This window comes from Fibrobacter sp. UWOV1 (assembly GCF_900142495.1).
Taxonomy (GTDB): Bacteria; Fibrobacterota; Fibrobacteria; order Fibrobacterales; family Fibrobacteraceae; genus Fibrobacter.
This window is the reverse complement of the sequence record NZ_FRBA01000007.1, coordinates 102,296-115,982: the sequence shown is the minus strand read 5'-3', so window position 1 is coordinate 115,982 and position 13,687 is coordinate 102,296. Positions and strand designations below refer to the sequence as shown.

At 48.5% G+C, this 13,687-nt stretch carries 10 protein-coding genes; 6 read left to right on the top strand and 4 right to left on the bottom strand.

The window, feature by feature from the left end; all coding sequences use genetic code 11:
- Positions 1-120: 120 nt before the first annotated feature.
- Positions 121-3,888, bottom strand: coding sequence for a hypothetical protein (locus tag BUC02_RS10640; protein WP_254794196.1), 3,768 nt, complete (start codon positions 3,886-3,888; stop codon positions 121-123).
- A gap of 141 nt (positions 3,889-4,029) precedes the next feature.
- On the opposite strand from BUC02_RS10640, the gene BUC02_RS10635 reads away from it, so the two are divergent.
- The gene (locus tag BUC02_RS10635; protein WP_073322411.1) at positions 4,030-4,911 is read left to right on the top strand and encodes an EamA family transporter; all 882 of its coding nucleotides are present in this window, start codon (positions 4,030-4,032) and stop codon (positions 4,909-4,911) included.
- A gap of 59 nt (positions 4,912-4,970) precedes the next feature.
- Positions 4,971-5,237: a hypothetical protein gene (locus BUC02_RS10630; protein ID WP_139261114.1), complete on the top strand. Its 267-nt coding sequence runs from the start codon at positions 4,971-4,973 to the stop codon at positions 5,235-5,237.
- Between the two features lie 17 nt (positions 5,238-5,254).
- Here BUC02_RS10630 and BUC02_RS10625 read toward each other — a convergent pair whose 3' ends face one another.
- Positions 5,255-7,618, bottom strand: a complete 2,364-nt coding sequence (locus BUC02_RS10625; protein WP_073322407.1) for a sodium-translocating pyrophosphatase — start codon at positions 7,616-7,618, stop codon at positions 5,255-5,257.
- 96 nt (positions 7,619-7,714) lie between these two features.
- Here BUC02_RS10625 and BUC02_RS10620 point away from each other — a divergent pair, with 96 nt between their 5' ends.
- Positions 7,715-8,236 (top strand): nitroreductase family protein, encoded by a 522-nt coding sequence (locus tag BUC02_RS10620; RefSeq protein WP_073322405.1) that lies wholly within the window; start codon positions 7,715-7,717, stop codon positions 8,234-8,236.
- Positions 8,237-8,265: 29 nt separating this feature from the next.
- Here BUC02_RS10620 and BUC02_RS10615 read toward each other — a convergent pair whose 3' ends face one another.
- Together BUC02_RS10615 and BUC02_RS10610 are read right to left on the bottom strand one after the other, a co-directional pair.
- On the bottom strand, positions 8,266-8,481 hold the full coding sequence (locus BUC02_RS10615; RefSeq protein ID WP_073322403.1) for a BrnA antitoxin family protein: 216 nt from the start codon (positions 8,479-8,481) through the stop codon (positions 8,266-8,268).
- Complete coding sequence (locus BUC02_RS10610; RefSeq protein ID WP_072978884.1) at positions 8,478-8,792, bottom strand: BrnT family toxin; 315 nt, start codon at positions 8,790-8,792, stop codon at positions 8,478-8,480. The genes BUC02_RS10615 and BUC02_RS10610 overlap by 4 nt, the downstream gene beginning before the upstream one ends.
- 262 nt (positions 8,793-9,054) lie before the next feature.
- Here BUC02_RS10610 and BUC02_RS10605 point away from each other — a divergent pair, with 262 nt between their 5' ends.
- From BUC02_RS10605 to prfB, 3 genes are all read left to right on the top strand, one after another.
- Positions 9,055-10,263 (top strand): FISUMP domain-containing protein, encoded by a 1,209-nt coding sequence (locus BUC02_RS10605; RefSeq protein ID WP_073322401.1) that lies wholly within the window; start codon positions 9,055-9,057, stop codon positions 10,261-10,263.
- A gap of 933 nt (positions 10,264-11,196) precedes the next feature.
- The gene (locus BUC02_RS10595; RefSeq protein WP_073322387.1) at positions 11,197-12,207 is read left to right on the top strand and encodes a peptidylprolyl isomerase; all 1,011 of its coding nucleotides are present in this window, start codon (positions 11,197-11,199) and stop codon (positions 12,205-12,207) included.
- 166 nt (positions 12,208-12,373) lie between these two features.
- A protein-coding gene (gene prfB / locus BUC02_RS10590) for a peptide chain release factor 2 (RefSeq protein WP_139261113.1) occupies positions 12,374-13,481 on the top strand; the annotation gives its coding sequence in 2 pieces (ribosomal slippage) (positions 12,374-12,445 and positions 12,447-13,481; 1,107 coding nt in all).
- The last annotated feature ends 206 nt before the right edge of the window (positions 13,482-13,687 follow it).

Below are 13,687 nucleotides of genomic sequence, written 5' to 3'. Positions count from 1 at the left end.
CCCTCGGTTAACACCCGAGGGCTTTGTTGCTCACGAAAGACCGCTCGGTTCGTCCGAACTTTTCTCTTATAAAAAACATCCCCGCATTTGCGGGGATGTTTTCATGTTCTAGTACAAATTCTATTCGTGGGTCGGGCAGTTTTCACGGAAAAGGATCCATTTCTTGGAACTTTCGCAATAAGAATAAACGTCAAATTCAAATACGCAGAACCCATCATGATTCGGGTTAAACGCTTCGCAATATTCTTCTGCAGTTTCTGCTTTCTTATAACCTTGTTCTGTATTTACGTAGTATTCCGTTAGTTCGTAATACTTAAGAGTTGATGCCTCCAAATCATCACCTACGTGTTTTGGAAATTCACAGGCGTAACCTGTAGAATGTTTATCGCAATATTCTGCCACAGATTGCCACACGCTATCCAATTTGACGAAAGACTCGGTACCGACATGGCAGATTTTCTTGTCGGTTTCCGTTTGACATTCAAGACGTCCACCACAGTGAGACATACTAGAAGAATTAGACGAATTGTCAAGATACCCACCATATTTCAGATTTTCACCATTAGTTTCGCAGTACTCATCAGAAGTAATCCACTGATACATGGATGATTCATCCTTGTACGCACAGACATAGATTACGCTTTCTTTGGTAACAGTTGCACCTTCGTTATCTCTGTTGCAAATCTTGTCGAGAGCAATGTCTGTGGAGGCGTCAACCCACTTACCATAGTCATTTACGACTTCTTTAGCTATAGAGCACTTGAAACTGTGGCTTTCACCATCCTTGAGGGTTTCGCTCTTAATGTCTGCAATGTTTTTAGTATCACCTCTATCGGTTTCGCAATCACCAAACTTGGCGTTAAGGTACTCATTTTCATTAATTTCTAGCCAATCTGTGGAGGAAGAACTTACGGGGATTCCTTCTACGTTGCCATTAGCAAGACATTCATAGTATGCGTCACCGACTATAGCGGCATCTTTTTTTCGATTTTTCGTGCAAATTCCAAGCGTTGCGTTTTCATCCAAATCGCTTGCTTTAACCCAAGAGTATCCGCTGGAAGAAAATCCAGAAATGTAGTTACACTTGTATTTTTTTCCTCCGTAAACTGCTACTTTGGTTTGATTTTTCATCTTATCTTCATCGCATTCGCCATAGATTTCTTCAAAGGTAAGTTCACGCCAATTATGGATATGGTTACCGTCGTTGTCTAAATCCTCTACTGTTTCACAAACATATGCATAACCGGATTCAGTAACCACTTTTTCATTGACATAGCCATAATGGCAAGCTTTATGTAAATCAAAGTCAACCTTAGCTGTAGAAACCCATTCGTATTTTTCCTGTTTATCAAGGTAATCGCACTTATAATGTTCGGAACCAGATTCTGCCTTGACTTCGCCCTTTTCCATCACGGCTTTTGAGCATGTTCCATATTTCTCGTCATGATCATCTTTCTCTCTCCATTTGGAGCCGTCGCATACAAAGGTCTTTTTGCTCGTTGTCGTGGCAAGTTCCGCATTCTTGGTGTCGAACAGCTTTTCTTTGCCTTCGTTTACAGTAGCGCTGCATTCACCGAGGTAAAGCTTGGATTCCGGATTGTTAGCCAGTTCTTCCGGGGTCATGCCGTCCTGTTCAGAATATTCTCCGGAAGAACTCGAAGAACTAGGATCACCAGGCACAAGTCCAAGATTATTGCAAGCAGTAGAATCAGGCAGATTACATTTCTCTTTGACACACTCATACTCTTGAATTTCCCCGTCAAAGAACGCCGATCCCTTATCGCCTTCACTACGGCCCAAGCATACATTGTCAGTATATTGCCAGCCACAGTTTTCATCGTCGCATACACAAACGGCATTATCATCAAGACCGTCAAAGCTATAGAAGAAGGTCGAATTAACAGCGTCAGCATCGCAAACTTTTTCCACCGTTGCAACACCTACAGCCCAAAGTGTTACAGGATACCAACCTTGTTCGTTTTCGATATATTCAAAGTAATGGAAATATCCCCCTTTGACATCAGACTTATATACCTTGCTGCTATAGCCAGACGGATCATTGAAATCCTTTGCGTCTTCGACTTTAAGCTTATAGGCTTCCACAAATCCATTCTGCAAAATCTTGTAATAGACGGCATCCGTACCACTCCAGACATTCGTTTCAGCAGTAGAGTCGCCATGCTGCATTTGGTTCCACTTGAAGAAGTTCGCGTCAATAAGCAAAGCGAGGTAGTCTACAAAGAACATGCTGTGTTCCTTGCCTGCGTAAGTCGTATTGACGGCGGTGTTAAAGTTGCCGTTTTCGGCAAAGACATTGCGGAAAGCGTTATAGACCGGGTTAAAGCCCGGAGTCTTGTCCTTTTGGTCAATGAGGGCCATCACCCACACGATGCTGTTGAAGTTTTCGGCCAGGCCAATCTGATCGGGGGCATAATGTTCGAAAGACGGATATTCTTCGCTGTTTTCCAAATAAAGGGCACCGGCAAGTTCCTTGTTTGCCTGCTCGTTTGCAACACCAAAACCGTTACCATCGTCAACCAACTTCTTTACGCGGGCGGCCTTGTAGTCGGTCAAGAAGTCGATGACAATCGTATCGGACGCATCGGACAAGTCTGCATAGGCGTTGTAAATGACATCCGTTGCGTTCGAGCCAAATCCGCCAAAGGCGCCGAAAGCGTTGTTACTCAAGTTCAGCTTGACACGGAACTTCACAACCGGGGTCGTAAGGTTCGTGATGTCGAGATCCCCTTCGAGGCGTGCAACCTTGTATTCCACCGTCTTTTCGTTAGTTTCTTCGATTGTCACAAAGGATTTATTGGCAGAGGCGAACAAGTCCTGCATAAACACCTTGCCGCTCGGGGCGAACTTTTCGTCAAGGTCCGTCACGGTAAGTTCTGCATTGTCGCCACCCTTGAGGTTCTTCCAGATTTCTTCATAGATGTCGTCAGTTTTTGTTTCCTTGTTGGCCTGCACCGGGAAACGCACCACCACATGCTTCCTGTACACCTTGGCAAGATTCTCGTTCACGGGCGTGAACGGGATTTCCATCTCGGTTTCGGCTTCGCCACACTTGATGAACACGGTGATGATTGCCTTTTCGTTGTTACGAACAATTGAATCGATGGCGCAAGCCTTGTTTTCAAGTTCTGCATTCCAGCTGCTGTAGGCGTCGTTGAACCTGTTGTCGATATCTTCGCCGAACTTGTCCGTTGCAGAGCTCAAGTTCTTGAGGGCGTCTTCGATGTCCTTCAGACTTTGTGTAGAGGCGCTGCTCAGGCTCTTGATTGCTTCTTCGACATCCTTCTGGTTCTTGGCCGAGGCATTGTCCAGTTCATTAAGAGCTTTCTCAATTTCCTGCTGGCTTGCGTCAGTGGCTTCACTGTACTTTTGGATAGCGTCGTTGAGTTCTTTTTGGTTTTTTGTCGAGGTGCTGTTCAAGGCATCTTTGATAAACTTATTGATGGCGACCGTATCAGCACTTACACCGTTTTGACCGTCTGTGCCATTCGTACCGTTAGCACCATTTTTACCATTGGCACCATTCTTGCCGTCGGCACCGTCCTTACCATTGTAGACAATACCAATCGTATCGCCGTCGCAAATAATGGCAAAGCCGGACTTGTCCTTTAATTCCTTGGATTCGCAGCGATACTGGATGGCTTCCTGGTCGTTCATGGCAATCCATTCGCCTTCGGAACAGATGTACATCGTGGCTTTGGGCTTCACGAAGTTCATGGTTCCTTCGGTTTTGTCGTTACAGTCTTCTGGATCTAGGGAACTGACGATACTGAGGTTGTCGTTAGTGATAGTTTCTTCGTTGCTACAAGATGTAACACTGATTGCAAATGCTGCGCACAATGCAGCCATTGAAAGGTGTTTAAAATTCACCTTATTCTCCTTTGTTCTGTTTTTTTTGGACGCAAAGATAGAAAAATTTGTTTTACATTTGTTGTTGATTTTTATTTTTTGAGAAAAAAGAAGTAGTCTGTTATCTTAAATAATGTTATTTCTATTTTATCGGTATTGAATATGGTTGATCGTGTGATTGCTTCTCTCAAGGGTTTTATTTTTGCAGCCATTTCGGCTATTTGCTATGGCACGAATCCGCTGGGTGCGCTCCACTTGTATGCACAGAACTATTCGCCCGAGACGGTGCTTTTTTACCGATTCTTTACGGCGGCATTGTTGCTGATGGTCGTCATGCTTTCCAAGGGTTCGCACTTTAAAATTTCGTTTCGCGAGTTCCGTGCGCTTGTGGCGTTCGGCTTCTTGTTTGCCGCGAGTTCACTCACGTATTACGCCTCGTTCAAGTACATGGATGCGGGGCTAGCCTCGACGCTCTTGTTCCTTTATCCGCTCGAAGTCTCGGTGCTCATGGCGGTTTTCTTCAAGGAAAAAATCAAGATCTGGACGGTTGTATCTATTGCGGTTTCTATGGCGGGCATAGCCCTCTTGTACCGCGGGGGAGATGGCGCAACGCTCAGCACGGTGGGGTGCCTGCTCGTGTTCCTGTCGTCCATCAGTTACGCCATTTACATGGTGATGGCAAATCGCATCAACTTGCAGATGGGGTCGGTCAAGATGACTTTTTACGCCATTTGCTTCTGCATGTTCTTTTTGTTACTTTATTCGGTGACGCTCGGTTCGGGCCTCCCGCCGGTGTTTACGCAGGCAAGTTCGTGGGGCTGGGGCTTTATGCTGGGACTTGTGCCGACGGTGCTCTCGCTCATTTTCATGGTGAAGGCGGTGCGTATCGTGGGTTCTACGCCGACGGCGATATTGGGCGCTCTGGAGCCTGTGACCGCCGTGACGATTGGCGTGACTGTCTTTGCCGAAACGCTGACGACGCGCATCATGGTAGGCATCATCTTGATCCTTTGTTCCACCATTTTGATTGCCGTAAAGAAATAACCCTTTAATTCCCGTCTACTTCCTACTGTCTACTTTCTACTATTTACTATATTACCGACATGCAGTGCACATGTTCTGTTTGCAACAAGGAATTTAACGACAAGGTCGGGATGTCCCCGATGCAGAGTAACCTTGCTATCCGTGTTCGGAACAAGGTCGGGAACATTTGTCCGGATTGCCGTGCAGAAACATGCAAGACCAAGCGCGGTCGCTGGCGCATGTTCTTTTATGACCTGAAAATCGGGCTGCTTTGCCTGTTGCTGCTGTTGCCCGTATTCCTGCTCTTTGCGGGAATTATTGTCGTGCTTGCGCTTTATGTGCTGTAAAGCTTGAGTTCGTTTGGCTAGAGTCCGCCGACCGCGACAATGACACCTGCGAAAACGAGACTCACCATTGTCATCAGTTTAATCAAGATGTTCAGCGAGGGGCCTGCGGTATCCTTGAACGGGTCGCCTACGGTATCGCCGACAACGCCTGCCTTGTGACAATCGGAGCCTTTCCCGCCGAAGTTGCCTTTTTCGATATATTTCTTGGCGTTGTCCCAGGCACCGCCTGCGTTGTTGAGCATGCAGGCGAGCGAGAATCCGCAAGCGAGCCCACCGGCGAGCAGGCCGAAGACGCCCGCGATTCCCATGAACAGGCCAACAACAACCGGAACAATGACAGCGAGAAGCGATGGCAGAAGCATTTCGCGCTGGGCTCCGTGAGTCGAAATTTCGACGCATTTGGCGTAGTCCGGCTTGCCTGTTCCTTCCATGATTCCAGGAATTTCCTTGAACTGGCGGCGGACTTCCTTGACCATGGAAGAGGCTGCGCGGCCGACCGCCTTGATGGTCATGGCGCAGAAGACAAAGGCCATCATGCAGCCGATAAAGAGGCCGCCAAGAAGCATGGGGTTCATCAGGTTCAGGTTGAATGCGTTCATGAAATCGCCGAACGAAGCGTCTGCAATAGAGAGCGCTGCGAGCGAACCGTCGTTTGCGATGGCCTTGATGCCGCCTTCTAGAATTTGCCAGTGAGTGTTGCTTGTAGCCGCTCCAGAAGTAAGCGCGGTAGAGCTGCTGAAGAAGGTAACGTTGCCGAATTCGAATGCGCCGTCGTGGGCGAATTTGCCGAGCCAGAGCTTGATTTCTTCGACATAGGAGGCAAGTAGTGCCATGGCGGTAAGGGCTGCAGACCCGATGGCGAAACCCTTGCCTGTCGCGGCGGTCGTGTTGCCGAGCATGTCGAGTTCGTCGGTACGTTCGCGGACTTTCTTGGGGAGTTCTGCCATTTCGGCGTTACCGCCCGCATTGTCGGCAATGGGCCCGAAGGCGTCTGTCGAAAGCGTGATGCCGAGGGTCGAAAGCATACCGACGGCCGCGAAACCGACTCCATAAAGCCCCTGCGAAATGTTTTCGAAACCGCCCGCAAAACCGAAGGAGGCGAGAATGCCGAGAACGATAGTGATTACCGGGAGGGCGGTGGAGTACATGCCGACCGAAATGCCTTCGATGATGGTCGTGGCGGGGCCCATCTGCGTGCGCGAAGCGATAGCGCGGGTGGGCTTGTAGGCGTCGGAGGTATAGAACTCGGTAAACTGTCCTATGATGACGCCAGCGGCAAGGCCCGCGACGACTGAACCGAAAATGCCCCACGAAATGAGTCCCAACTTGACAAAGACAAGGAGCGCCAAAAGAATAAGGATCGAAGATCCGAGCGTTCCGACGAGAAGGGAATGCAAGAGCGACTTGGTGTTGGCGTCATCTTTGGTGCGCACCATGAAAATGCCGACAATCGAAAGGACAATGCCTATTGCCGCGACAAGCATCGGGGCAATGACATGGTGCATGCTCATGCCGGGGAGTGCCGCGCCGAGGGCCGCTGTCGCCAAGATGGAACCGCAGTAGGATTCGTAGAGGTCTGCGCCCATGCCCGCAACGTCTCCGACGTTATCGCCGACGTTGTCGGCGATGGTGGCGGGGTTACGCGGATCGTCTTCGGGAATTCCCGCTTCGACTTTACCGACCAAGTCTGCACCGACATCGGCCGCCTTCGTGTAGATACCCCCGCCAACGCGGGCAAAGAGCGCCTGCAGCGAGGCGCCCATGCCAAAGGTCAGCATGGTGGTTGTCACCTCGGCCATCTTGGCGTGCCCGAAAGCGGAATTCGTAATCAAACTGTCCGAAAAATCCATCGAAATCTTGCTTGCCAGGGTGGCTCCCATGCCGAAAATATTATGGTCGTAGATGAAGTTCAGAAGGTAGAACCAAATGGAAATGTCTAGCAGGCCGAAACCGACGACAATGAGGCCCATGACCGCGCCGGAACGGAATGCCGTGACAAGCCCTTGGTTCAGGCTTTTGCTTGCGCCGGCGGCCGTTCTGGAACTTGCCTGCGTAGCCGTTTTCATGCCTAAAAATCCGCAGAGCCCGCTAAAGAAACCGCCGGTGAGGAATGCGACCGGAACGAAGGGGTTCTGGATTCCGAGGAATGCGAGAACCACGAAAATGAGGAACAAAATGGCGAATACGACCGAAACGGTTCTGTATTGGCGCTTGAGGTAGGCGAGAGCCCCTTCGCGGACATAACCCGCAATCTCTATCATGCGCGGCGTCCCTTCGTCCATTTTCATCATGGATTTGAAAAACAGGAATGCCGCTACAAGGGCAAGGATTGACGCTGCCGGAACAGTGTACCAAAAACCAGGAATGCTGAATGTTTCCATAAATGACTCCTTTGATACCGTTTTGGGGGCGAATTTCTATATAAATCTATACTGAAAATGGCGGAATAGGAGAAAATAAAATGCTAAAATTATGCTATGGAATTCATTAAACTCGCTCAAAACCGTTACAGCTGCCGCAAATTTAGCGACAAGGCTGTGGAACCCGAAAAACTCTCCCTCGTGCTCGAAGCGGGCCGCCTTTCTCCGACTGCGGTGAACGGCCAGCCGGTGACGGTGAAGGTACTCAAGTCCGAGGCCGCCCTAGCCAAGCTCCGCGGCATTACTCGCATGGCCTACAATGCCCCCGTGGTGCTCATGGTCTGCTACGACAAGGACAAGTGCTATTCTCCCGTGACCTACCACGACGATTTTGTGAGTGGCGACATGGATTCGAGCATCGTAACGACCTCGATGATGATGCAGGCGACCGATTTGGGCCTTGCGACCTTGTGGGCCCGTGGCTTCAACGCCTCTGAAATCGAACGCGCCTTCGATTTTCCGGCAAACCTGAAACTCGCGTGTTTCTTGGATGTGGGTTACGCCGACCCCGCCGAAGGCGGCCCCTCGCCGCGCCACCCCGTGCGCAAGCCCATGAGCGAATTCGCCGAAGAAATCTAAAAAGAAGGCGGTCAAATGACCGCCTCATTTTATTTCCAATGCATGGTCAGTTTGCGCTTGCTTTGGGCGCAATCTGTCAGATATGAGTCGATGAGCGTCTGGTAAGGAATGCTGACTTCTTTCGCCATATTCTTGAAATATTCAATGGTACTTGAATTCAGACGAATCGTTATCTGTTTTTTCAATGCGGCTGCATAGGGATTTTTAACCGCCTTCATGCTCGCAAAATCATACTCCTTTTTCATAATCCGTCTCCTTTTCGTTCATTCCAATAGTATTGGAATTCTTTTTTCGTTGCCTTGCGAGCGCTGATGATTCGATTGACTATAATCTCGGCATCAAGAAGGTTTCGTTCCGTATAAACCACAATAAGAGTCCTAAGTTTTTCTGACAATCCAATCAGAATAGACCTATCCTCGTTTTTTGAATGTTCTACATCAAAGAAAACTCTAGCGTGTTCATCTTCAAAGCACGATTTGGCTTCTTCGAATGAAATTCCGTGTTTCTTTTGGTTTAGCGCATTCTTATGTTCGTCCCACTCGAATTCTACTTCCATGCAGAACCTCGCGGTATAATTATAATATAATTATATTTTTTGCAAAATGCAACAGAATACATGTTCATGTTCTATTTTTTCTTCGGGAACGCCCCCGCGGGCGAATAGAGACTGTCCCTATCCATATATATACACGCTAATTTGGGGCGTTTGTGGGCAAATTTTGGTGTAAAAATATGTTTGCGGTTTAAAACGAACAGCCATTTTCGTTGAGTTTGTTATATTTCGCAAAAAATCGGTGGGGCTTATTTGGAGGTCTTCTGTGAAGATTTTTACATTGCGTCATTCTTGGCCTGTCATTCTCGAAGCGAAGCGTAGGGAATCCATACTTCTTGCCATGGCTCTTGCCTTTGCTGTATTTACTGCGTGCGACAGCAGTTCCAGCAGTGCCGACCCTGATCCGATTGCGGAAGTTTCGAGCAGTAGCGGTGATGATGAAGTCTTCTCCTCGAGTTCCGTTACGGACAAAGGAACGTCTTCCGGTGGCAGTTCGGTTTCTAGTAGCGATTTCTTTAGCTCAAGTTCAAAAACAGAAACTGTTAAATCAAGCAGCAGTGCTTTGCCTAAATCAAGTAGTTCAGCGTCGATTGCCGATCAAAAGATTCCATGTGATAAGCCTGAATATGTAATTTACCATATTGGGAATGAAGAGTTTGTTTGTAAAGATAGTGTTCTTGTCCCTTATATTCCTCCATCAAGTTCGTCTGTGCAAGTTCGTCCATTTAAAGAAAGGTTCAAAGTAGATAGTGTCTTTAATGAAGAAAAAACGTATGGAACTTTCGAGGATCCGCGTGATGGACAGAAATATAGGACCATCGTTATAAAAACTAAATCCGCAACGTCACCAGAATTTGAAGTCTTTGCGCAAAATTTGAATTATGGTAGCCAAGTGAATCTTGGAGCTTCTGTTTTTGACGATAATAAGGTAGAAAAGTTCTGCTATGATGATGATCCCTGGTATTGCGACAATTATTTTGGCGGTTTGTATTCGTGGAGTGAAACATTTGGTCTTCCTAGGGCATGCGATAGTGTGTGGACAGGTACAACGTCGAATTGTCCAGATTCTATAGCAACAGGAATAGATTCCGATTTTGATTGGGATTATCTTCAAATTCAAGGTGTGTGCCCAGATGGTTGGCACGTTATGAATGAAAACGAATGGCGGGCTATGATTGGAGCCGATGAATCTGCTTATAGGGCAACGTCTAAGGCTTCGAAAGGAAGTAACGGAAATGGATTTTCAGCTTTGTATGGGGGTGCCTGTGGCACAGGATTTGAAAATTTTGAAGAAATTGTTTTTCGAGGTTTGTCTGAAAATGCATCCTTTTGGCTACAGTATGAGAAGTCAGATAATAGAGCGAGAAGCATCTTTATATCGGATAAGCAACTGTTAAATATAATTCAAAATTCTCGTCCTAAAGAGAATGGACATTATGTTCGTTGTGTTAAAGATTATTCCTTTACAATCTAACCTGATTTAATTTTGTAAAAAGTTTAACAAAAAAAAGGACTTTAGAGAAAAGTCCTATGGGAGTTATTTATGTCAAAGAAGAAAGCGGCGGCGAATGCCTGGCCGCTAAGCGGACAGTAAAGGCCGAAGGCCGTAATTTCTGTGAGTAATAAATGCTTGGTATTAACCAAGCATGTTTGCGAGAGTGAGGCGCAAGACGAACGGTCTTTGGGCTCGTGCGGAGCAGGCTGAGCCGGAGCGCTTTTTTTCGGACATGAAAAGCTGATGCCGATTTCCATCGGCATGACGCGGGCGGGGAAAGGAGGTGCCGCATCAAGTGCGGCAAGACAACCGGAAATGAATGCCCTAAGGCGGAAGAAAATGTGTCGTTGAGCGAACATTCCGGAACGGTCATGTGAGCGAGATGAGCACATTTCTGGAGCCGAGGGCATTTGCAGCCAGGGCGTTACGGGCGCGGCGATTGAGCGCCCGTTCGAGGGGGTGCTGGAAGACCCGGCTATGGATTGCTTCGTCGTTTTGCTCCTCGCAATGACGTGCAAGCCGAAGCGAATGTTGTTAGCAAGCGAACGAGTCACGGAATTTTCCGTGATAGTGAGCGGGTAACAACATCGCGAAGGCCATGCGCATAAGCCGGGGCTGCAAGCAGGGGGATTCCTCCCCCTTTACAGACCGCTCGGCTCTATTTCATGTAAGAACCTACGATATCGCCTCGCTCTCGCCTCCAAAGACTCATTAAAATGAGTCTTCTTTGGCTCACGACAGACCGCTCGGCTCTATTTGTATAAGAAACTGTGATATCGCCTCGCTTTCGCCAACACGACTCCTTAAGACGAGTCGCTTATGGCTCACAAAAGGTTGTGAAGTCTTAGAATTATGGTGTTCTACTAACTAATTTGCTATATTTGGTACGGAAAATTTTAAAAAGGAATAAAAATGCGTTCTTTTAAATTTGTTTCTCGCGGTATTCTGACGGTCGCTCTGGCCGCAGGTGTCGCTTCTGCTCAGTTGTTGAATTCCAAAAGCATGGATGTAATCCGTGTGGAAAAAGTCGGTATTTCTGCAGGTAAAATCGATAGCCTCGCCAAGATGCTCGGCGAACAGCAGCTCCGCGGCAAGAAAATCGACGACAAGACCATGACCCAGCTCCGTTATGCCGTGATCGACAACCTGGTCGGTCAGGAACTCATCAAGCTCGAAGCCAAGAAGATGGGCATCAAGGTCTCCAAGGGCAAGGTCGACAGCCTGACCGCACTCTTCAAGTCCCAGTTCCCGAGCGAAGACGCCTTCCAGAAGGAACTCAAGAAGTCTAACACCACCATGGCCCAGTTCAAGGAAAAGATCGAAGACCAGCTGAAGAGCGAAGCGATCCTTGAAAAGAAGGTGCCGTACCCGAAGGATCCGACCGAAAAGCAGAAGGAAGCTTTCTGGGAACTCAACAAGACGAAGGTGGCCATTAACGATTCCATTAGCGGTGCCCGTATCGTGATTTACACCAAGGGCAAGTCCAAGCAGGAAATCGAAGACGCCAAGGTGATGTTGCAGGGCCTTGCCGCACAGGTGCGCAGCAAGAAGGCTACGTTTGCTCAGCTTGCTGCCATGTACAGCGACGACCAGACCGCCAAGAAGACGGGTGGCGTGATGGCTAAGTTTGTTGCCAAGTCCAAGGGCGATGCTTTTGTGAAGGCCGTGAACAAGGTCAAGGTCGGCGAAATCACCGAACCGTATACCGACAAGGACGGTATCGCCATCTTCATGCTGACCGAAAAGAACGACGGCAAGTACGAAAGCTACAAGCACCAGATCGACTACATTCTGCGTGTGCAGGCCGAACAGGACCGTCAGGCTCAGCTCAAGGCTTACCTCGATGGCCTCGGAAAGGTCTACAAGGTGCAGTACCTCGACGCGAAGTACACTCCGCCGCAGGCTATCGGCGCTAGCAAGTAGAACTTAGTAATTAGATCTTAGAACTTAGAAATGGTGTCATTCTGAGCGAAGCGTAGCGAAGTCGAAGAATCTAGTCTGGTTTATTAGATCCTTCGATTTCGAACCTGCGGTTCTCCACTCAGGATGACACTTCTAGTAGAATAACTTGCTTTTTGAGGTGAATTGAATGGCATTCAATACTACGCACACCGGGCTGATCGACTTGCGTACGCGCATCGACAAGCTCTGGGGGTATCTTTGACTTAGAAGCCAAGACCGAAGAACTCTACGTTTTGGAAAAGGACTCCGCCGACCCGAACCTGTGGAATGACCAGGAAAAGGCGCAGTCCATGATGAAAAAAATCGGCAATCTGCGCGCCCTGCTGGACTCGTGGAAAGAAGTCTCACAGACATGCGACGACCTCGCCGAACTTTATGAAATGAGCAAGGCGGAAAAATCCGCCGACCTGACTGCATCGATTGATTCCGATATCGCTGAACTCAAATCGAAAATCGAGGCGATGGAATTCAAGAAAATGCTGAACGGCCCCGATGATGCCTGCAACTGCCTGATGTCCATTCACCCGGGCGCAGGCGGCACCGAGTCGCAAGACTGGGCGCTCATGCTGTTCCGCATGTACACGCATTTCTTTGAACGCGAAAACATGGACTTCAAGGTGGTCGATTTCCAGGAAGCGGAAGACGCCGGCCTCAAGAGTGCGACGATCGAAGTCACTTGTGAAAACGCTTACGGCCTGCTCCGTTCCGAAATCGGCGTGCACCGCTTGGTGCGCATCAGCCCGTTCGATGCAAACGCTCGCCGCCACACGAGCTTTACCGCCGTGTACCTGTACCCCGAACACGAAGACATCGAATTCGATTTGGATATGGCCGATGTGCGTGTGGATACTTACCGCAGTAGCGGTGCCGGTGGCCAGTACATCAACAAGACGGACTCCGCCGTGCGTATGACGCACTTGCCCACGGGCATTATGGCGAGCTGCCAGACCGAACGCAGCCAGATCCAGAACCGCGAAACCTGCTACAAGATGCTCAAGACCATGGTCGCCGAACATTACCGATTGGAAGAAGAAGCCAAGCGCGATGCCCGCATGGCCGAGAAGAAAAAGGTCGAATGGGGTAGCCAGATTCGTAGCTACGTACTGCAGCCTTACCAGCTGGTAAAGGACCTGCGCACCGGTGTTGAAACCTCTGACACCGCGGGCGTGCTCGACGGCAAAATCAAGCCGTTCATCAACGCGTACCTGCTCAGCACCAGCGAAGGGCAGAAGTAGTGGTTGATAAAGTTGTATTTAGCTGAATTGTACAGGCTAAAATACGCTTGTGAGTGTGTTTGGCCTGTACAATTGGATTAAAACACCTGTTTTTGTTTCTGATAAACTAATTTTATACAGGCTAAAAGAGAGAATGAAATCCTTTTGACCTGTATTGTTGAGTAAAAACACGTCTTTTTGCTGTTGACAAACTAATTTTGTACAGG

Coding starts and splice junctions, on each gene's coding strand:
- BUC02_RS10635 (WP_073322411.1), top strand. CDS start 4,030: ATGGTTGATCGTGTGATTGCTTCTCTCAAGGGTTTTATTTTTGCAGCC.
- BUC02_RS10630 (WP_139261114.1), top strand. CDS start 4,971: ATGCAGTGCACATGTTCTGTTTGCAACAAGGAATTTAACGACAAGGTC.
- BUC02_RS10625 (WP_073322407.1), bottom strand. CDS start 7,618: ATGGAAACATTCAGCATTCCTGGTTTTTGGTACACTGTTCCGGCAGCG.
- BUC02_RS10620 (WP_073322405.1), top strand. CDS start 7,715: ATGGAATTCATTAAACTCGCTCAAAACCGTTACAGCTGCCGCAAATTT.
- BUC02_RS10615 (WP_073322403.1), bottom strand. CDS start 8,481: ATGAAAAAGGAGTATGATTTTGCGAGCATGAAGGCGGTTAAAAATCCC.
- BUC02_RS10610 (WP_072978884.1), bottom strand. CDS start 8,792: ATGGAAGTAGAATTCGAGTGGGACGAACATAAGAATGCGCTAAACCAA.
- BUC02_RS10595 (WP_073322387.1), top strand. CDS start 11,197: ATGCGTTCTTTTAAATTTGTTTCTCGCGGTATTCTGACGGTCGCTCTG.